The sequence below is a fragment of the Cytophaga sp. FL35 genome (assembly GCF_014349235.1).
Taxonomy (GTDB): domain Bacteria; phylum Bacteroidota; class Bacteroidia; order Flavobacteriales; family Flavobacteriaceae; genus Euzebyella.
Map to the genome: position 1 here is coordinate 1 of NZ_JACSOH010000011.1, position 18940 is coordinate 18940.

17 protein-coding genes are annotated in these 18940 nt (G+C 40.6%); 11 read left to right on the forward strand and 6 right to left on the reverse strand.

What is annotated here, in order from left to right; all coding sequences use genetic code 11:
* Nucleotides 1–684: 684 nt before the first annotated feature.
* From BIZ36_RS10560 to BIZ36_RS10580, 5 genes are all read right to left on the reverse strand, one after another.
* A complete protein-coding gene (locus tag BIZ36_RS10560; RefSeq protein WP_187457873.1) occupies nucleotides 685–1041 on the reverse strand; it encodes a heavy-metal-associated domain-containing protein in 357 nt (118 codons plus the stop codon).
* Between the two features lie 21 nt (nucleotides 1042–1062).
* The gene (locus BIZ36_RS10565; RefSeq protein WP_187457874.1) at nucleotides 1063–3327 is read right to left on the reverse strand and encodes a TonB-dependent receptor; all 2265 of its coding nucleotides are present in this window, start codon (nucleotides 3325–3327) and stop codon (nucleotides 1063–1065) included.
* 15 nt (nucleotides 3328–3342) lie between these two features.
* Nucleotides 3343–5838 (reverse strand): heavy metal translocating P-type ATPase, encoded by a 2496-nt coding sequence (locus tag BIZ36_RS10570; RefSeq protein WP_187457875.1) that lies wholly within the window; start codon nucleotides 5836–5838, stop codon nucleotides 3343–3345.
* A 72-nt stretch (nucleotides 5839–5910) separates the two neighbouring features.
* Nucleotides 5911–6474 carry an AraC family transcriptional regulator gene (locus BIZ36_RS10575; protein ID WP_187457876.1) on the reverse strand — a complete coding sequence of 188 codons (564 nt, stop codon included), beginning with the start codon at nucleotides 6472–6474 and terminating at the stop codon, nucleotides 5911–5913.
* 90 nt (nucleotides 6475–6564) lie between these two features.
* The gene (locus tag BIZ36_RS10580; protein ID WP_187457877.1) at nucleotides 6565–6978 is read right to left on the reverse strand and encodes an HYC_CC_PP family protein; all 414 of its coding nucleotides are present in this window, start codon (nucleotides 6976–6978) and stop codon (nucleotides 6565–6567) included.
* Nucleotides 6979–7190: 212 nt separating this feature from the next.
* Between BIZ36_RS10580 and BIZ36_RS10585 the strand changes: the two genes are divergently transcribed.
* The 8 genes from BIZ36_RS10585 (at nucleotide 7191) to rodA (ending at nucleotide 16379) form a co-directional block, all read left to right on the forward strand.
* Nucleotides 7191–8318, forward strand: a complete 1128-nt coding sequence (locus BIZ36_RS10585) for a hypothetical protein (protein ID WP_222937352.1) — start codon at nucleotides 7191–7193, stop codon at nucleotides 8316–8318.
* Between the two features lie 123 nt (nucleotides 8319–8441).
* On the forward strand, nucleotides 8442–8906 hold the full coding sequence (locus tag BIZ36_RS10590; protein ID WP_187457878.1) for an XrtF-associated fRMsr-like GAF protein: 465 nt from the start codon (nucleotides 8442–8444) through the stop codon (nucleotides 8904–8906).
* 180 nt (nucleotides 8907–9086) lie between these two features.
* Entirely contained in the window at nucleotides 9087–10613 is a 1527-nt protein-coding gene (gene purH / locus BIZ36_RS10595; RefSeq protein WP_187457879.1) for a bifunctional phosphoribosylaminoimidazolecarboxamide formyltransferase/IMP cyclohydrolase, read from the forward strand.
* Between the two features lie 69 nt (nucleotides 10614–10682).
* The gene (locus BIZ36_RS10600; protein WP_013992538.1) at nucleotides 10683–11711 is read left to right on the forward strand and encodes a rod shape-determining protein; all 1029 of its coding nucleotides are present in this window, start codon (nucleotides 10683–10685) and stop codon (nucleotides 11709–11711) included.
* Nucleotides 11712–11801: 90 nt separating this feature from the next.
* On the forward strand, nucleotides 11802–12623 hold the full coding sequence (gene mreC, locus BIZ36_RS10605; RefSeq protein ID WP_187457880.1) for a rod shape-determining protein MreC: 822 nt from the start codon (nucleotides 11802–11804) through the stop codon (nucleotides 12621–12623).
* A complete protein-coding gene (mreD, locus tag BIZ36_RS10610) occupies nucleotides 12613–13122 on the forward strand; it encodes a rod shape-determining protein MreD (protein WP_187457881.1) in 510 nt (169 codons plus the stop codon). Before mreC ends, mreD begins: the two co-directional genes overlap by 11 nt.
* Nucleotides 13123–13176: 54 nt before the next feature.
* Nucleotides 13177–15087 (forward strand): penicillin-binding protein 2, encoded by a 1911-nt coding sequence (mrdA, locus tag BIZ36_RS10615; protein ID WP_187457882.1) that lies wholly within the window; start codon nucleotides 13177–13179, stop codon nucleotides 15085–15087.
* Nucleotides 15088–15095: 8 nt separating this feature from the next.
* Nucleotides 15096–16379: a rod shape-determining protein RodA gene (gene rodA, locus BIZ36_RS10620; protein WP_187457883.1), complete on the forward strand. Its 1284-nt coding sequence runs from the start codon at nucleotides 15096–15098 to the stop codon at nucleotides 16377–16379.
* On the opposite strand, the gene BIZ36_RS10625 is transcribed toward rodA, so the two are convergent.
* The gene (locus BIZ36_RS10625) at nucleotides 16376–17176 is read right to left on the reverse strand and encodes a DNA/RNA non-specific endonuclease (RefSeq protein ID WP_187457884.1); all 801 of its coding nucleotides are present in this window, start codon (nucleotides 17174–17176) and stop codon (nucleotides 16376–16378) included. The genes rodA and BIZ36_RS10625 overlap by 4 nt on opposite strands.
* A gap of 182 nt (nucleotides 17177–17358) precedes the next feature.
* On the opposite strand from BIZ36_RS10625, the gene msrB reads away from it, so the two are divergent.
* The 3 genes from msrB to BIZ36_RS10640 all read left to right on the forward strand — a co-directional run bounded on the left by msrB (nucleotide 17359) and on the right by BIZ36_RS10640 (nucleotide 18886).
* Nucleotides 17359–17820 (forward strand): peptide-methionine (R)-S-oxide reductase MsrB, encoded by a 462-nt coding sequence (msrB, locus tag BIZ36_RS10630; RefSeq protein ID WP_187457885.1) that lies wholly within the window; start codon nucleotides 17359–17361, stop codon nucleotides 17818–17820.
* The gene (gene msrA / locus BIZ36_RS10635) at nucleotides 17813–18352 is read left to right on the forward strand and encodes a peptide-methionine (S)-S-oxide reductase MsrA (RefSeq protein WP_187457886.1); all 540 of its coding nucleotides are present in this window, start codon (nucleotides 17813–17815) and stop codon (nucleotides 18350–18352) included. The genes msrB and msrA overlap by 8 nt, the downstream gene beginning before the upstream one ends.
* A gap of 117 nt (nucleotides 18353–18469) precedes the next feature.
* On the forward strand, nucleotides 18470–18886 hold the full coding sequence (locus BIZ36_RS10640; RefSeq protein WP_187457887.1) for a DoxX family protein: 417 nt from the start codon (nucleotides 18470–18472) through the stop codon (nucleotides 18884–18886).
* Nucleotides 18887–18940: the final 54 nt, after the last annotated feature.

Sequence of the window (18940 nt, forward strand, 5' to 3'; positions counted from 1 at the left end):
ATTTACTCTACATTAATATAACCGTATAAATTAGAATCTAAATCTTTAACTTTAGCTTCAAAAATTGATTTTAACTGGGGGTTGTAACTATTTCAGGAAATAAATCATCCCTTAAACTGGTATTCACCCACTAGCTTGAGCATCTTCCTCTTGCCCTTTGTTAATTTGTTTATCAATAACTTCAACGGTTCTTTTAGAGTTTTGTTTTTCAGCACTTTCTCTCTTTTTAACAACTCCCTTACTCCACCTCTAGGAGTGAATGCATCCCCCGCCCTGCGGGCACCCCCTTCAAAGGGGAAATATCAATTGTCCCCTTGAGGGGACAGTAAAAACCAAAACGGTTTTTACAGGGGTGTTTTGTTATTGTTTTCTATTCATTATAAATCCCTCAACCGCCCCCAAACCATAACCTTAAAAATAAAAAAACCATCTCTTTCGAGATGGTTTCATTTCCTATTTCTGGGCTCTTTAGCAAGAGCCATCATACTTACTTCTTTTTAGAAGGTGCCTTCTTAGCAGCTTTTGGAGCTACTTTTTTGGCAGCGGCTGCAGGAGCCGGTTTCTTTGATGTTGCCATAATTTGACAGAATTAAATTTGAATTAAATGTAGGCTGTTTTTGAATCTCCCAAATTTAATTATGAAGAATTTAACACTTCCTAAAAAAGATTGTAAACCCTTCATTTTCAATGATGACCGCTATCATCGAAACCATCTTCACGGTACCTGCAACAAGGGTGCACCTTATTGTAAACTTCCTCGGTCGCTTTTAATTCCTTGGTATCATGCCCAACCTCTGCCATGGCCATTTTTACCTGCATGGCATTGGTCTTTCGCTCATCTAAAACCAACGACAGTTGATGAGTAGGTATATCCCACATGGCATATTTAACCCCTTTTACGCCCAGAGCCGCTTTCTCAATACGGGTTTTGCACATATCACACTTACCGTCTACTTCCATCTCCACTTTTTTGTTTTTGTCCTGGGCAAAAACGGATGTGATTGCCAAACTTAAAACAAGGGTCCATACTAGCTTTTTCATTATATCTATTTTTAGTTGTTATTATAATTTTAATCTAAATCCTGCATAAAACATTCTACCCATAATCGGCCGGTATACTATACTCGTATCAAAATACGGTCCAAAAGGGTCATCGGCTCCCAAAACAGGATTTTCTTGCTGCACATCACTTAAATTCTCCCCTCCCACATAAACCTCAAAAGCATTTGAGAACACCTTGGTTACCTGGGCGTTCATTTGGTTGTAGCGCGATGCATTTTCTGCCAATCTATAGGCAACCGGGTTATCGGCTGTATTGGGCAAGCGTTGCTCTCCAAAGCTGTGCAGGGTATAATCAAAACGCCATTGTGCCCCATTTTCTTTGATTCGGGTCTCGTAACTGGCATTGGCAAAAAAGCGATGCTGTGCTTGAAGGGGTTTTTGCAACCTACCCACTTTATAATCTACTTGTACATCGTAATATTTATAAGCGCCCCTTAAATAGGTTCGCGGCAAAATTTCGTAATCTACTTCTGCCTGAAAACTGGTCCCCTGGCTTTCGCCATCGAGATTGTAAAAGGATACTTCCCGTGGATTTTCCCAATCCACCACTATTTGATTTCTGAAATCGGTACGATAATAATCTAGGGATACATTTCCCTTTTTACCCAAGAATGTAAAGCCTTGTAAAAAGCTAAGGCCGTAGTTCCAGGCATCTTCGGGCTCCAGCCCATACACACTTCCACCGGAATCCATTATGTTTATGTTTCTAGAGGAAGCGAACAATTGCTGGTTTTCTGCAAAAATATTGGCCGCCCTTTTTCCCCTACCAAATGAACCTCTTAAACTGGCCCTTTCCCATGGGGTATACCTCAGGTGAAAGCGGGGCGTAATATACGTACCCAGACGGTTATGGGTATCGATACGCAAGCCGGCGGTAAAGCTCAATTTCTCCAAATTTTCATAGCCGTACTCAAAAAAAGCACCTGCCGAGCGGTCGCTTCTACCATAATCAGTGGCACTTACCATTTCTTCATAACCGTCATAGGCAAAGGTGAGCCCTGTTTTAAACTTGTTTCGGGTATCGCCAATGATACTGTTAAAGATAAAATTGGTATAAATGCTCTCATGGTCAATATCGTAGCTTCTAAGTCCAAAATAAGAATCCTGTAAGTGCTTGCTATAACTTGCTTGAAAACCCATACTTTGAAAGGGCAACTCCGGAAATACATAACCCAGCTTAATAGAACTATCGAATCTTCGGGTATCTATTTCCCCTCCCCATATTTCATTGCCGTTCAACACAGGGTTGCTTGCTGTAATTCTATCGGTATTGGGATGAAAGTCTACTTCCCCAATTTGCTTTTCGTCGTTTAAAAAACGAACGTTTAAAAAAATCACGTAGCCCGTTTCCGGATTTTGGTACTGCCAGCGGTTCATAACATTAATTTGGTCCGCAAGGGGCGCATCTAAAAACCCATCGCCATTATCATCCTCTTTTTGGGTTCTTTTATTTCCATGGATGTACAGACCGGTACTCCACTTGTCGTTCAACTTGGCATTCAAATGCGTATTGATTTCATACCGTCCATTTTGGTTGGCATAGCCATTGACAAATAAGGGTTGGTCTGTTAACGGTTTTACGAGCTCGGTATTTATTTGCCCTGATATACTTTCGTACCCGTTTACTACACTACCGGCTCCTTTGGTAATCTGAATACTCTCTATCCACGTACCGGGTGTAAAAGTTAACCCAAAAGCTTGCGAAGCCCCACGTACCATAGGTATGTTCTCTTGGGTAATCAACAAATATGGACTCGTCAACCCCAACATTTGTATCTGTTTGGTTCCGGTAAGTCCGTCTGAAATATTGACGTCTATGGAAGGATTGGTCTCAAAACTTTCGGCCAGGTTGCAACAGGCCGCCTTCAATAGTTCCGCACTGTTGACCGTAACCACGTTTTGCGGACTGTAAAACGCTTTTTGCATCGGTTCTTTTTTCTGGGCTACAACCACTTCATCCAACTCATTGGAGGGTTTTAGAAATACATTTACGGATTTCGGTTTTTTTATGACCAAGGTATCCGACTCAAAACCGATATAACTAACAATCAAATGGTCGTACTCCTTTTTAAACGGAATTTCAAAATTTCCGTCCGTATCGGTAACCGCACCCAAAGGCGAATTCAACCAGTACACACTGGCTCCGGCAAGGGGAAGTCCGTCTCCATCTGAAGTAGCTTCGGCCACTTTGCCCGTCACCGTTTCCTGAGCGTAAACGGCCTGCAATAAAAATAGTAGGATTAAAGAATTTAGTATTTTATTCATCAATTGTATTTCATATTAATTAAGCGAAACGGTTTTTAAACGTAAGGCATTGGCTATGACGGAAACCGAACTAAAACTCATGGCCAACGCCGCCAACATGGGCGACAACAACATTCCAAAAAAGGGAAACAATATCCCCGCAGCTACGGGCACACCCACTGAATTATAAATGAGAGCAAAAAATAGGTTCTGCTTAATGTTTCTCATCGTCGCTTCCCCAAGTCGGTAGGCTTTTACAATCCCCTGCAAATCCCCTTTGACCAGCGTAACTTGTGCGCTTTCAATGGCCACATCGGTACCGGTGCCCATGGCAATACCCACATCACTTTTGGCCAATGCCGGGGCATCATTGATACCGTCACCGGCCATGGCCACTACCCTGCCTTTTGCTTGTAGCTTTTCAACTTCGGCCAATTTATCTTGCGGAAGCATTTCGGCCCTAAAGGAGGTCACCCCCATTTCTCTGGCAACTGCGTGGGCAGTAGCATTGTTATCCCCTGTAAGCATAAGCACCTCAACTCCCATTTTTTGCAGCTCTTGAAGGGCTTTTTTACTGGAAGCCTTTATTTTGTCCGAAATCACCACATAACCAAGAAGTTCTCCATCCACCGCCAGATAAGAGACCGTTTTTCCCTTTTCCTGCTGATGGGCCACAGCCTCTTTCAATTCACCCGAAGGTGAAATGCTTTTCGTTTCCAGCATCTTTAGGTTCCCAAGAACTACCACTTTTCCGTTGACATTTCCCGAAACGCCTTTTCCGCTTTCGGAATTGAAATCAGTGACCTCACTAAGTGACACCCCTTTCTCCTTGGCATAACGAACAGTTGCTTCCGCCAATGGATGTTCGCTACTTTGGTTGACACTCGCCATCAACCTAAGCAATGTAACATCCTTTATTTGCTCGGAAATACCCACAATCTGTTCCACGGAAGGTTTACCCTCGGTAAGGGTTCCGGTCTTGTCCACCACCAACACATCGATTTTGTTCAACTTCTCCAAGGCTTCCGCATTCTTGATCAACACACCATTTTGGGCTCCTTTACCAACCCCTACCATTACGGACATTGGCGTGGCCAAGCCCAGAGCACAAGGGCAGGCAATGATCAGAACCGCGATGGCATTAACCAAGGCGTACACATAAGACGGTTCGGGCCCAAAAATGGCCCAGACAACAAATGTGACAATGGAGATAAGGACCACTATAGGAACAAAGTAGGCCGATATTTTATCCGCCAATTTTTGAATAGGTGCACGACTACGGCTGGCGTTATTGACCATTTCCACAATTTGGGCCAGCAGGGTTTCTTGTCCTACTTTTTGGGCTACCATTACAAAAGACCTATTTCCGTTAATTGTTCCCGAAGTAACCCCATCGCCCACCGATTTCTCCACAGGAACGGGCTCGCCCGTAATCATGGATTCATCTATTGTACTTTCGCCCTCGGTAATTTTACCATCCACCGGAATTTTACCTCCCGGTTTTACCCTGAGCAAATCCCCTTCCTGTATTTCATCTATAGAAACACTTTCTTCTTCTCCGTTAACCAACCTTAAGGCTTTGTTGGGCGCCAGTTTCAACAATTCTTTGACTGCGGAATTGGTCTTGCTATGCGCCCTTGCCTCCAACACTTGACCTAACAACACCAGGGTCAAAATCACGGTAGCGGCCTCAAAATACACGTGTACCGTACCACTTTCGGTCTTGAACTGTTCCGGAAAAAAATCAGGCACCAACAATGCAAAAACACTAAAAAGCCAGGCTACACCGGCACCTATACCTATTAGGGTAAACATGTTCAGATTCCAAGTTTTGATTGAGCGAAAAGCTCGCTCAAAAAACATCCAAGTGGCATAAAAAACTACAGGAAGCGAAAGGCCCAGCTGTACCCAATTCCAATATTTTAAGGGCATTACCATAAAAAGTGGGTTATTAGGTAGCATCTCGGACATGGCAATGAGAAAAATGGGCAGGGTAAAGCTCAAAGCCATCCAAAATTTGGATAATAACTGTTGGTAATTACGCTCCTCCGCGGAAATATTCACTTCTTTTGGCACCAAGTCCATTCCGCAAATAGGACATTCGCCCGCTTTCTCTTCTTCAATCTCCGGATGCATAGGGCAAGTATAAATAGCTCCCGAAACAGAAGTTGAATCGGCCTCCTCGACCAAATCCATACCGCACACTGGGCAATCGCCCGGGGCATTATACGTTTTATTGCCCTCACAATGCATGGGACAATAAAAGGAACCGTTTCCATTTTCAACCGGCTTCTTTTTCGTCCTTTTTTGCTGCGGCACCTCCTTTTCATGAATGGAATAAGAACCACCGTTCTTTTCAAAAGCTTTCTCGAGGGTTTTTAAAGGAATATCCGTGTCCATTTCCAACTCCGCCTTTGCTTCCTCCAAATTAACGGTCACTGCTGCGACTCCAGCCACATTTTCCAAAATATGCTGAACATGTGCCCTGCATCCAGTACAGGTCATACCGTGTATGTGATAGGTCTTCTTCATGCTAATAGAACAAATTACAGTACAAAGCTAAGGGCCATAAACCGTATTGTTTTGACGGTTTATGGATAAGATTTATACAATTTGGTCCAAGGAGGTTCTTTGATTTTGCCCCTTTTTATATTCTGACATGGAGAGTCCGGTTACCGATTTAAACTGGCGGGACAAGTGACTACTGCTCTTATAGCCCAAACTATAGGCAATCTGCGTAAAATTCAATTGGTTCATCTGTACCAATTCCTTCACCCGTTCCATCTTTAACTTAATGGCATATTTTTCTATGGATATACCTTCTCGTCTACTAAAGAGTTTGCTTAAATAGGAATAATCCCTATACAGCTTTCGGGATAGCACTATGGAAATATTCGCATCTTGCTGTACTGAATCCGGATGCACTAATTCTACCAAGCTGGTCTTTATTTTTTCCGAAAGAATCGCCTCGGAATCAGAAATCAATTCAAATCCCTTTTCTTCTAGAAGTTGTGCGATTTTTAAGATATTCAACGGCACTTGGTGCGTTAAAGTAACTGAACCTAAATCTATTTGCGCATCGGGAAACCCCAATTGTGCCATGGTTTGACCGACCATCATTTTGCAACGGTCGCACACCATATTTTTTATATGTAGTACTGTTTTCATTTTTAAGAAGTAATCAATTAGAAAATATTCCTTAAAGGCAACAAAAGTGTTGCACCCAAAAGGGTTTTAACTGAAAAATCTTAAAAAAAATCAAAGGAGGTAAACTTCGTCAAGCAATTGAATATCCTTGACTATTTTGGGGGGATGATAGGAGTTATAAAAGGATTCTTTGGAATCTAACGGCGTCAGAACTTCCAGAAAACTAAGGGTGTAGGCAATCAGGAATTGTTGTTGATCTAAATCCAAATCGTTGTAAACAGCGGTCACCTCATCCTGACCTTCTAGCAGAATCACCTCATTATCACAACATGTTTTTTGATTTAAGGTAACCTCCTGTTCAGCCAAGACCGGCATATCCATCCCACAAGCATCGGCATCTACAAAAAAGGCTACATTGATCAACCTACCCATACAATAATGCTTTTCCACTTTCCAAGACGTGGTGGAAGCCAATAAAAGCAGGGCCATGCAACATGAAAAAATGCGATGTAGGAATTCCTTCATGTGGCAAAATTACGAAATAGACTTTAAATGAAATTAGAATTGGAAAAAATAAGCCCCGCCAAGCACCTACAAAGATATCGGTTAAACAAACTCGGCTTTAACCACTCTTTTAAACAAGGAAAATAATTTAAGCTTTGGAACGTTGTAACTATTTATTGGGATGTGCATAAAGCACATTCACCTAAAACCATTAACGTTTAAATTAAATCCTGATGATGAAAAAAAATATGCTTACAAAATTTACGTACAAAGCTGCGATTGTAGCTTTCTCCTTGTTTGCGGCCAGTTGTAGTTCCGATGACGGAAATGTTTTTGATACTCCTGACAATCCACAACAAGAAAATCCAGATGGTGAGCCCAATGAGGAGGAGGAAGTTGCTACCCTAGTTTTTAACGAGGGAGATCCCTCTAACGACATTTTGGTGGCAGAAGCCAGCGGTGAAGTCGGGACCGAAGTTCCTGGACGTGTCATTTTTACATCCACTGACCTTACGCAAAGAAGAATGTACATTACCCAAAATATAGGAGGAAGTGGAGATATGCCCTTCAACAATTTTGATTTGGACAGTGATGACCTTAAAAAAGCTACCAAGGCGGATGGATCTATTGATTTGGATGGGGCTACCAAAAAAGAAATTGATTTTACCTTTAGTCTACCAGTACCAGATATTGACAATGGAGAAATTGTTTACAGCTTTTGGACCACTACTGGAAAAGGAGATTTTAGGGACCCTACCAAAAGAAAAGCTTTGGGTGTAGGAACCATTACCGTAACCGTTGGTAATGGAAATAATCCTGATGCAGAGGTGATGAGCTTTACCGATGTTCAATTGTTTGCACCGGCACAAGACGGCACCACTGAATCCTTCTTCTCTTTCTTAGAGCAACCGGACACAGAGGACGACCATATTTACCGTATTAATGAAGGTCCTGAATTTAGAGCTTACTGGGACTTTGGCTATTACTATGGAGCTTCAGGGGTTTCAGCGGACGACAAGGCTACCTTGGCATCTGCTTCTACGTTTAATGAGTCGTTTGGATTTTTTGTGGACGGTCTAGAACCTGATGATACAGAAGATGACGCCGAAAACGAAGAACTAAATGAAATGTTCTTCCAACTTTCCGCAAAAACAGGTGCCGAATTTGATGCCATAACCATGGCTAGCGAATTGGCTTCTATCGATAAGACAGATTTTCAAAAATTCACTAATATCAATGCAGGCGACGTTATCGAGTTTGTGGACAACTACGGTAAAAAAGGTCTAATAAAGGTTACGGCCATTGAACCAGGGTTTGATAACAACGATTATATCATGTTCGATGTAAAGATTCAACCATAGGTTTTATTCAACTTTCTGAACTTCAAAAAGGATGCCTTACGGGGCATCCTTTTTTTATTTCCTTGTTAAGAAAATTTATAATCTACGACCAAGGTGATACGTATATTTGCAAAAAAATTGAGCATGTTTACCCAACTTCGCCATAAGGCAATGGAAATATTAAATTCTAACAAATCTCTTGAACAAAAGCAGCAGGAGGTTTGTGATTATCTCCAATCTACCGTTCCCCATTATGACTGGGTAGGTTTCTATTTCAAAAATGGCGACAAAGAAGAACTTAAATTAGGCCCTTATGCCGGTGAATCTACAGACCATACCATCATTCCCTTTGGAAAAGGGATTTGCGGTCAGGTAGCGGTTTCCAATCAAAATTTTGTGGTCCCTGATGTAAAGGCACAAGACAATTATATTGCTTGCAGCATCACGGTAAAGGCAGAAATTGTTGTTCCTTTATTTGTCAACGGGGAAAATATTGGTCAAATAGATATTGACTCCAATACTCCAGACCCTTTTACGGAGGAAGATGAGCGCTTTCTAGAATTTATCAATAAAGAAATTGCCCAATTGATCGAAAAAGCCGCGAAGTAGACAGTTTTATAAACTTGAGAAGGTAAAACATCTACTCTTTGTAGTCGAGTCCGTTTTTGGGCATTAATAGAACTAAAGCGTTTACAACTTAGGCTTATTTGTTGATAACCTCGTCGGTTTTTAATCTATAATCAATTACTTTTGCGTGTCATTAAAGTACGATAACCACACGCAAAGAAAATGAGCACTAAAAAAGCAACCTCCGCATTAATTTCCGTATTTCACAAAGATGGGCTGGAGCCTATTGTAAAAAAGTTCAATGAGCTTGGAATTACCATCTATTCTACTGGAGGAACCGAAAAATTCATCAAGGACCTAGGAATCGATGTTGTACCTGTTGAGGATGTTACCAGTTACCCCTCCATTTTAGGCGGAAGGGTCAAAACATTGCACCCTAAGGTCTTTGGAGGTATTCTTAACCGCCAGGATAACGAAACGGATGTTGCCCAATTAGAAGAGTTTGAAATTCCACAGATAGACATAGTGATCGTGGATCTATATCCTTTTGAAAAAACCGTTGCAAGTGGCGCATCGGAACAGGATATAATTGAAAAGATTGACATTGGCGGTATTTCCTTGATCCGTGCCGCAGCAAAGAATTTCAAGGATGTACTTTGTGTTTCATCCATGGAAGATTACGCAGAAGTGCTTGAAATCATCACAAATGGAGGTGGTAGCACCACTCTTGAGGAAAGAAAAAGGTTCGCCACCAAATCCTTTAATATCTCTTCCCATTACGACACGGCCATTTTCAATTATTTTAACCAAGGAGAAATTCCTGCCCTTAAGATGAGTGAAACCAACGGAAAAACCCTTAGATACGGGGAAAACCCACATCAGAAAGGGTATTTCTATGGCGATTTTGATGCAATTTTCAACAAATTGCACGGCAAAGAGTTATCGTATAACAACCTGTTAGATGTGGATTCTGCTGTGAACCTCATGGAGGAATTTAAGGATGACGCTCCTACTTTTGCCATTCTAAAGCACAACAACGCATGTGGTCTAGCCCAACGTGACACCATTCACCAAGCCTATATTGATGCCTTGGCGGGAGACCCGGTTTCGGCTTTTGGCGGTATCTTGATTAGCAATGTGGAAATAGATAAACCCACAGCGGAAGAAATCCACCAGTTGTTCTGCGAAGTTGTTATTGCCCCTAGTTATTCAGAGGAAGCTTTAGAAATACTTAAAGGCAAAAAGAACCGCATCATTCTGGTTCAGAATGATATTGCGCTACCAAGCAACCAAGTAAGAACTTGTCTAAACGGGGTTTTGGTACAGGATAAGGATAATAGAACGGATGCGGTTGAAGATTTGCAATATGTAACGGACAAAAAGCCTACACAAGAAGAAATTGAAGACTTGATTTTTGCCAGTAAGCTTTGCAAACACACTAAATCAAACACAATTGTACTTGCTAAAAACAAACAGCTGTGTGCCAGTGGAACAGGACAAACATCTCGCGTAGACGCCTTAAATCAGGCAATTCACAAGGCAAATCACTTTAATTTTGACCTCAACGGAGCCGTAATGGCCAGTGATGCGTTCTTTCCATTTCCAGATTGTGTAGAAATTTCGCATAAAAATGGTATTTCTAGCGTTATACAGCCGGGCGGATCTATTAAAGATCAATTAAGCATCGATTATTGTAATGAAAATAATGTGTCTATGGTGATGACGGGCACCCGTCATTTCAAGCACTAATTTCACTACATTTGTCGATAACAAGCACACCCCAATCGAGCTTAGTAACATAACCAAAGTAAATTACAAATGGGATTTTTTGATTTCTTGACTGAGGAAATCGCTATCGACTTAGGTACTGCGAACACCCTCATCATTCATATGGACAAAGTTGTTGTAGACAGTCCATCTATTGTTGCACGCGACCGTATTTCCGGCAAAATCATTGCCGTAGGTAAGGAAGCCAATATGATGCAGGGGAAGACTCACGAAAATATCAAAACCATTAGACCCCTTAAAGACGGGGTTATTGCGGACTTTGATGCATCTGAAAAGATGATCAATATGTTCATTAAGAATATTCCGGCCTTAAAGAAAAAGTGGTTCCCACCTGCATTGCGCATGGTTATCTGTATTCCGTCGGGTATTACCGAAGTGGAAATGAGAGCGGTAAAGGAATCCGCCGAAAGGGTAAACGGTAAAGAAGTTTACCTTATCCATGAACCTATGGCTGCTGCCATTGGTATTGGACTTGACATCATGCAACCCAAAGGGAACATGATCGTAGATATAGGTGGAGGTACTACAGAGATTGCCGTAATTGCTTTGGGCGGTATTGTTTGTGACAAGTCCGTTAAAATTGCGGGTGACGTTTTCACCAATGATATTATTTACTACATGCGTACGCAGCACAACTTATATGTTGGGGAAGCTACCGCTGAAAATATTAAAATTGAAATTGGTTCCGCAACAGAGGATTTACAAACTCCTCCAGATGAAAAATCGGTACAAGGACGTGATTTGCTAACGGGTAAACCAAAGCAAGTTCAGATTTCCTATCGTGAAATTGCCAAGGCATTGGACAAGTCCATTCTAAGGGTAGAAGATGCGGTTATGGAGACTTTATCCCAAACTCCTCCGGAATTAGCTGCCGATATTTACAACACAGGTATTTATTTGGCCGGTGGTGGTTCCATGCTACGCGGTTTGGATAGAAGATTGTCCCAGAAGACAGATTTACCGGTATACATTGCGGAAGATCCTTTAAGGGCGGTTGTACGAGGAACAGGTATTGCTTTAAAAAACCTTGAGCGCTACAAGAGCATCCTTATCAAATAAACCTTAAAAGAATTCGGGGCGATTTCGAAGGTTTTCTATTTCTATTTCCAATCGGAATGGCTTCGCAGGATTCAAAAAAATCTATAGCGAATGCAGCAGATCATCAATTTTATCATAAGGTATAAGAATTTCCTTCTTTATATCCTGTTGATGATCATCTCATTGGGTTTTACTATCCAATCCCATTCATACCATCAATCCAGATTCTTTAACTCCTCAAATTGGGTAACCGGGAATATTTTACGTACTTCCAATAATGTAACTACCTATTTTGGGCTGGATCAAGAGAATCAAAGGCTCATGGAAGAAAATGAACGGTTGCGTTACCTATTGTTCAACAAAAGCTCTTTAGACACTGTAGCCCTCGATTCCGTGCAGCAAACATACACTGTAACTACAGGAAAGGTCATTAAAAACAGTTACGCCCATCCAAGGAATTATATCACCATCAATCAAGGAGAAAAAGATAGTGTAAAACCTGATATGGGGGTGATTACCAGCAAAGGAATTTTAGGAATCGTAGAGAACGTTTCCAATAATTTTGCCACGGTACAGAGCATTCTCAATGAAAAATCCAATATCAACGCCAAAATAAAAAATACAGACCACTTTGGTTCCTTGGTATGGGACATGAAACGTTTTGATGTTGTGCAATTGGTGGATATTCCTAGATTGGTACCCTTAACTATTGGCGATACCATTGTTACTGGAGGAATGAGCAGTATTTTTCCGGAAGGGATTCCTATCGGGACCATCCGAAAATTTGACTTGAACAGCTCTCAAAGTTTTTACAGTATAGATGTTACTCTTTTCAACGATATGACGAACATTAAAAACGTATATATCGTAAATAATAGATATAGGGAAGAGATTTTGGAACTTCAAAACCAGACGGAAGCAGATGATAAGTAATTACTACATCTTAAATGTTTTGAGGTTTATCCTGTTGGTATTGGTGCAGGTATTGGTATTTAACCGATTGAACTTTTTTGGTTTCATAAATCCAATGGTATACATTTTGTTTCTTTATTGGTACCCCATTAAAGAAAATAGGGCCGCATTTATAGGGCTTGGGTTTTTACTTGGGCTGGCAATAGATTTCTTTTCGGATACCATGGCCATTCATACCGCATCTACCATAACCATTGCCTATATAAGACCGGCTATTATGCGCTTTGTCTTTGGTGTAAATTTTGAATTTCAAAGTTTTAAATTAAGTAACACCACTCAGGTACAACAAATTACATTTTTAACGTTATTGATATTAGTACATCACTTGGTTTTCTTTACGTTGGAAATTTTCAGTTTGGCCAATTTCCTATTAGTTTTGAAAAAAGTTCTGGCTACGGGGGCGGCCACTCTTATCCTTTGCTTACTATTCGGTTCGCTGTTTAGTGTTCGGAAGGAATAAAAAACCCGATACATAAATTCGAATAAATGCGATAAAACCCAAATTTCATCATAGATGAAAAAGCTACTTTTATCTTCCATCATCGTAATCATCGCCATCACCTTTTTGGGAAGGTTATCCTATTTGCAGATTTTCACCTTTTCTCCTGACCAGGTCCTGGAAGACCCCGCCATAAAAAGGGTATATGACTATCCGGAAAGGGGCTACATCTATGATCGAAATGGAAAGCTTTTGGTGGGTAACGACCCTGCTTACGATGTCATGGTCATTCCTAGGGAAGTTAGACAACTGGACACCTTGGAGTTTTGCAGGCTATTGGGCATTGACAAGCTAAAATTCAAAAATGAACTAAGAAAGGCACGCATTTATTCACCTCGCCTACCATCTGTTTTTGTACCTCAACTATCCAAGGAGGATTATGCCAAACTTCAAGAGAAGATGCGGCACTACAAAGGTTTTTACATTCAAAAACGTTCCCTCAGATATTATGACACTAAAAGTGCGGCTAACGTCTTAGGCTACATTAGTGAGGTAAATGAACGTGATTTGGCTAAAAACCCCTATTACGTACAAGGAGAACTTACTGGGCGAACCGGTGTAGAAAAACAATATGAGGATATCCTAAGAGGAAGAAAAGGCGTACAATACATTCAAAAAGACCGCTTTAATAGGGATATTGGAAAATACAAGGATGGAATGATGGACACCTTGCCGGAGCAAGGCATGGAAATCAATATTACCATTGATAAGGCCTTACAGGAATATGGGGAAAAATTGATGCACGGCAAAAGGGGAGGTATCGTTGCTTTGGAACCGGCTACAGGCGAAATTTTGGCAATGATTTCAGGGCCTACTTATGACCCCGCTCTTTTGGTGGGTCGTGAACGATCAAAAAATTACAGCAAATTACATTACGACTCTATTGCCAAACCCTTGTTTGATCGTTCCATATTGGCCGAAGGTTCGCCCGGATCACCCTTTAAAACCTTAAATGCCTTAGTAGCTTTGCAGGAAGGGGTCATTACCCCTAATACCACGGTACAATGCTATAATGGTTTTTATGTAGGCCGAAAGAAAAGGGGGTGCCATTGTGGTGGAGGTCTTCGTAGATTGAACGATGGTATCTATAAATCCTGTAATGCCTATTTCGCCGCCACCTTTAGAAAGATCTATGAAAAGTTTGAGACTACGGACGAAGGCATGGATGTATGGGAAAAACATATGAAGAGCTTTGGCCTAGGTCAGTATTTGGGATATGACCTACCTACGGGTAAAAAGGGCAGGATACCGAGTAAGGAATATTATGACAAGTGGTATGGGGATAATAGATGGGCTCCCTCTTATATTATCTCCAATTCAATTGGGCAGGGAGAGGTGGCCGTTACTCCAATTCAATTGGCCAATATGACGGCGGCTATTGCCAACAGAGGGTTTTATTTCACTCCTCATATCCTTAAAAAAGTAGATGGTAAAAATATTAGTATACCAGACTATGTTGAGCCTAAACATACCACTATAGACAAGCAGCATTTTGAGCCTATAATTCAAGGTATGGCCGAAGTATATGAAAAGGGAACCGCAAAATATGTACAAATACCTGATATTAGAATTGCAGGAAAGACTGGAACCGTGGAAAACTTTACAAAAATAGATAGCGTTCGCGTTCAGCTTACGGATCACTCCGTTTTTGTTGCCTTTGCCCCTGTGGAAAAGCCGGAAATTGCTTTGGCCGTATACATTGAAAATGGCTATTACGGTTCTAGATACGCAGGTCATATAGCCTCCCTACTTATAGAAAGATATCTTAAAGGTGAAATTACCCGTACCGATTTAGAAAAACGTATGCTCGAAAGAACGCTTGAATATGAATATGCCAAACCCTACTTAGGAAAGGAGTTCAGAATCAATGAATACGATTGGAGCCAGCATTCAAAACCCTTGGAAGAACTTATTTCTAGAGAATAATCGCATTTATGGCAGGCAAAAGTGTACTTAAAAGGGTTGATTGGCTCACCGTTCTTTTTTATCTATTATTGGTAACCATTGGATGGGTAAACATCTATTCCAGTACTTTCTCCGAAGCCGATTCTTCCATCTTTGATTTTGGCGCGTTACATGGCAAACAGTTATTTTTTATTCTGGCAAGCTTTGCTTCCATCGTCATTTTATTGGCCTTGGAAGCCAGTTTTTATGAACGCTTTTCCAGTTTGCTCTATATTATCTGCCTAGTATTGCTCCTAGGCCTGTTTGTTTTTGGCAAAACAATTTCAGGGGCTACTTCTTGGTACAATTTAGGTTTTTTCAATTTCCAACCTTCTGAACTTGCCAAGGTAGCTACAGCATTGGCTTTGGCCAAATATCTTAGTGATATACAAACGGATATCAAAAGGCGTAAAGACCAACTATACGCCTTTGCCATAATACTAATTCCCGCTATTCTCATCATACCACAGCCAGACCCAGGTAGTGCATTGGTATTCTTCTCTTTGACATTTGTCATTTTTAGGGAAGGTCTTCCCCTCTACTATCTTGGTATTGCCATGTTGGCTATTTTAACTTTTATTAGCACCTTAATGTTTGGCACTATTTGGGTGGTCATATTCATCGCTCTTTTATTGATCCTGTTTTTTCTATTGAAGAACAAAAAATTCAGGGTACCTGTTATACCCTTGTCTGTAGCCGTCATTGTGACCATTTTATTTTCTCTTAGCGTAAATTTTGTTTTCAATAATGTTTTTGAACAACGCCACAGAGACCGTTTTAGCCTTTGGCTTCGATTGGAAAAAGACCCCAATAAATTAGAGCAAATAAGAAAAACTATTGGCTATAATACCTACCAGTCTGAAAAGGCCATAGAATCTGGAGGTTTTTTTGGAAAAGGTTTTTTAGAAGGTACACGAACCAAGGGAGATTTTGTACCCGAACAACATTCAGATTACATTTTTACGACCGTAGGAGAAGAATGGGGATTTATTGGAACAGCAACTGTAGTTCTGCTATTTACCCTTCTTCTATTACGACTGGTCTATTTGGCCGAACGGCAAAAAACAGATTTTAGTAGAATGTATGGATATGGAGTGGTTTCCATCTTACTAATCCATTATTTTATAAATATTGGGATGGTAATTGGAATCTTGCCCACTATTGGTATACCACTGCCGTTTTTCAGTTATGGAGGTTCCGGACTATTATTCTTTACCGCCTTGCTCTTTGTTTTTCTAAAGCTCGATGCCAACCGATTGAAAGAAGGAATCTAGAATTCCCAATCGGCAACATTATTCTTTGCTTCCAACTTTTTTTCTAGCTCCTCCGGTAAGTTTTCAAAAAAATCGATGCCCGTTCTCTTTTCTATTTCATCAATTGGCACCGTAAACTCTTGTAGCGGCCTTTTACTTTCCTGTCCTAAAAATAGAAAACCTACTATTTTAGGCCCGTCTGAATCCCGCCTGGCCAATATCTTATAGTAATATTTGGGTACATCTACATCTTCCTCTCCTATCTCTTCCAATCCATCCTCCAAAACACCCGCTGTAACCACAAATATTTCGCCATACCTTCGGGCCATATTCCTAACTTCAATTTCCAGGCGGTTCCAGATACCGGAATTGAAAGCACGGTTTTGAGGACTTATATTGCTCGTGTAAAAAGTTTCATCGTAGGCTTGCTTAGAAAAGCGCCTATCCCCTGCAGGGCAAAGGTGTCCTCGATCGTACCCAGAACCTCTATAGTTACGCCAATCCGCAGATTTTGTTTTTACTTTAGGATCTTCTATAAAAAATGGCCTTTTTCGTTGGTCACTGGTGAGATGTTCCTTTTTCAACGTATAGGCCACCCACTCTGCCTGTTCATAGGGTTCGTTATAGGAAAGGGTGTAGTAATTATGTTCCACAATGTCGCCTGTAGTAGACTGAGGCATAAAATCACGAGATATATCAGTTCTAAAGGCCGGTATGGCTTCTTCTGTATAAGTGGCTGGTGTATAAAAGTTCTCAAAAATCCAGAATCCCACTACACAACATATCACCAAAATAGAATAAATAGTTTTCTTTTTCATACTCGGCAAAAATAGATAATTACCCAGTATGTAAGGATTCAGTCCATCAGTATTTAATTTTAGACATGAAAGGATAGCAGCTAATATCCGACAAATAACCTGTGATACCAGTCTAAATTTTCGCTAAAGGGATAGGTTGGTTTAGGAAGCTTTTCTATCTTGTTTTATAAAAATAATTGAGTATGATTACATGGAAAGAAGTCATTAATTTTAGTGTTAAGGGAAATCCTGCACCTGATAAACGTGTAGAGAAGACCGAAAAAGAGTGGCGGGAGCTTTTAACACCAGAGCAGTTTTACATTACACGAAAAAAGGGAACGGAAAGAGCGCATACTGGAGCCCTTTGCAGCGCGCACGAAGCCGGAAAGTATAATTGTATTTGTTGTAACACCCCTCTTTTTGATTCTACTATAAAGTTTGAATCCGGTACTGGTTGGCCAAGTTTTACACAGCCTATTAAAGAGAACGCCATTAAATATGAAAAGGATACCACCTTTGGAATGGTACGAGTAGAAGTTATGTGCAATACCTGTGATGCCCATTTAGGACATGTTTTCCCCGATGGACCCGAACCTAGTGGATTAAGATATTGCGTAAACTCAGAATCATTAGAATTACAAAAAGAAGAATCAACACATGAGTAAATCAAATACTGAAATTGCTACCATAGGTGGTGGATGTTTTTGGTGCGTAGAAGCACTTTTACAGAATTTAAAAGGCGTAGAGAAAATTATATCTGGATACAGTGGAGGCAATGCCCCTGGCAAACCCACTTATAGAGAGGTCTGTTCCGGCTTAACGGGACATGCAGAAGTAGTACAGGTCAGTTTTGACCCAAATGTAATTTCCTATAGAGATTTACTATCTGTATTTATGACCAGTCATGACCCCACAACTTTGAACAGACAGGGGGGCGATGTAGGCACGCAATACAGATCGGTCATTTTTTATCACGACCAAACTCAAAAACAAATAGCTGAGGAGGTAGTTAAAGATATACAGCCCTATTATGATGATCCGATTGTTACGGAAATATCTGAGGCTCAAATTTTTTATGAAGCTGAAGATTACCATCAAGATTATTATAGAAATAATACGGAACAAGGCTATTGCAGTGCGGTAATCACTCCTAAACTGGCAAAATTCAGAAAAATGTATGCAGATAAATTAACATAGCCTGTTGCCCTCAAGAAAATAGCCACTTATCTACAGTAATTTGTCAACCAACGACGTTGAAAAAGCAAATGGGTAGCTTAATTGTAATTTTAGAATAGAATTAAAAATCCCATATCTATGAAAACTACTAAAATAAGCTACTTACTGGCACTGAGCTCATTCTCCATTGCCATGGTATACGCAGTTGCGAATTCATTTGTAAATTATGAAACTATTGTTGGAACATTTGAAAAATTAGGATATCCCTCTTATCTTATTTTTGTAATTGGAGCGGCACAGCTGATTGGTTTGGCAGTCCTTATTCTCAATAAAAACAATTGGATGACCGAATGGGCGTACGCCGGATTTTTTATAAATTTTATTTTTGGCATAATTGCCCATTTAATGGCTAAAGAAGGTAATGGTGCAGCTGCTGTTCTTTGTATCATTCTACTTTGGTTAACTTATGTACAAGGTAAAAGAATGCACGAACAAAAAGGTCTAGAACAAGAAGCCAGTACAGAAAACACCAATGCTTTAAGATCCGTTGCTTAGGGTATAAGTTTGTAAATTTCGATTCTTAAGACCTGCTTTAAAGGCAGGTCTTTT

What these genes read in the sequence shown, in the direction of transcription:
- BIZ36_RS10560 (WP_187457873.1), bottom strand. Translation starts at nt 1,041, where the DNA reads ATGAAAAAGCTAGTATGGACCCTTGTTTTAAGTTTGGCAATCACATCC.
- BIZ36_RS10565 (WP_187457874.1), bottom strand. Translation starts at nt 3,327, where the DNA reads ATGAATAAAATACTAAATTCTTTAATCCTACTATTTTTATTGCAGGCC.
- BIZ36_RS10570 (WP_187457875.1), bottom strand. Translation starts at nt 5,838, where the DNA reads ATGAAGAAGACCTATCACATACACGGTATGACCTGTACTGGATGCAGG.
- BIZ36_RS10575 (WP_187457876.1), bottom strand. Translation starts at nt 6,474, where the DNA reads ATGAAAACAGTACTACATATAAAAAATATGGTGTGCGACCGTTGCAAA.
- BIZ36_RS10580 (WP_187457877.1), bottom strand. Translation starts at nt 6,978, where the DNA reads ATGAAGGAATTCCTACATCGCATTTTTTCATGTTGCATGGCCCTGCTT.
- BIZ36_RS10585 (WP_222937352.1), top strand. Translation starts at nt 7,191, where the DNA reads ATGATGAAAAAAAATATGCTTACAAAATTTACGTACAAAGCTGCGATT.
- BIZ36_RS10590 (WP_187457878.1), top strand. Translation starts at nt 8,442, where the DNA reads ATGTTTACCCAACTTCGCCATAAGGCAATGGAAATATTAAATTCTAAC.
- purH (WP_187457879.1), top strand. Translation starts at nt 9,087, where the DNA reads ATGAGCACTAAAAAAGCAACCTCCGCATTAATTTCCGTATTTCACAAA.
- BIZ36_RS10600 (WP_013992538.1), top strand. Translation starts at nt 10,683, where the DNA reads ATGGGATTTTTTGATTTCTTGACTGAGGAAATCGCTATCGACTTAGGT.
- mreC (WP_187457880.1), top strand. Translation starts at nt 11,802, where the DNA reads ATGCAGCAGATCATCAATTTTATCATAAGGTATAAGAATTTCCTTCTT.
- mreD (WP_187457881.1), top strand. Translation starts at nt 12,613, where the DNA reads ATGATAAGTAATTACTACATCTTAAATGTTTTGAGGTTTATCCTGTTG.
- mrdA (WP_187457882.1), top strand. Translation starts at nt 13,177, where the DNA reads ATGAAAAAGCTACTTTTATCTTCCATCATCGTAATCATCGCCATCACC.
- rodA (WP_187457883.1), top strand. Translation starts at nt 15,096, where the DNA reads ATGGCAGGCAAAAGTGTACTTAAAAGGGTTGATTGGCTCACCGTTCTT.
- BIZ36_RS10625 (WP_187457884.1), bottom strand. Translation starts at nt 17,176, where the DNA reads ATGAAAAAGAAAACTATTTATTCTATTTTGGTGATATGTTGTGTAGTG.
- msrB (WP_187457885.1), top strand. Translation starts at nt 17,359, where the DNA reads ATGATTACATGGAAAGAAGTCATTAATTTTAGTGTTAAGGGAAATCCT.
- msrA (WP_187457886.1), top strand. Translation starts at nt 17,813, where the DNA reads ATGAGTAAATCAAATACTGAAATTGCTACCATAGGTGGTGGATGTTTT.
- BIZ36_RS10640 (WP_187457887.1), top strand. Translation starts at nt 18,470, where the DNA reads ATGAAAACTACTAAAATAAGCTACTTACTGGCACTGAGCTCATTCTCC.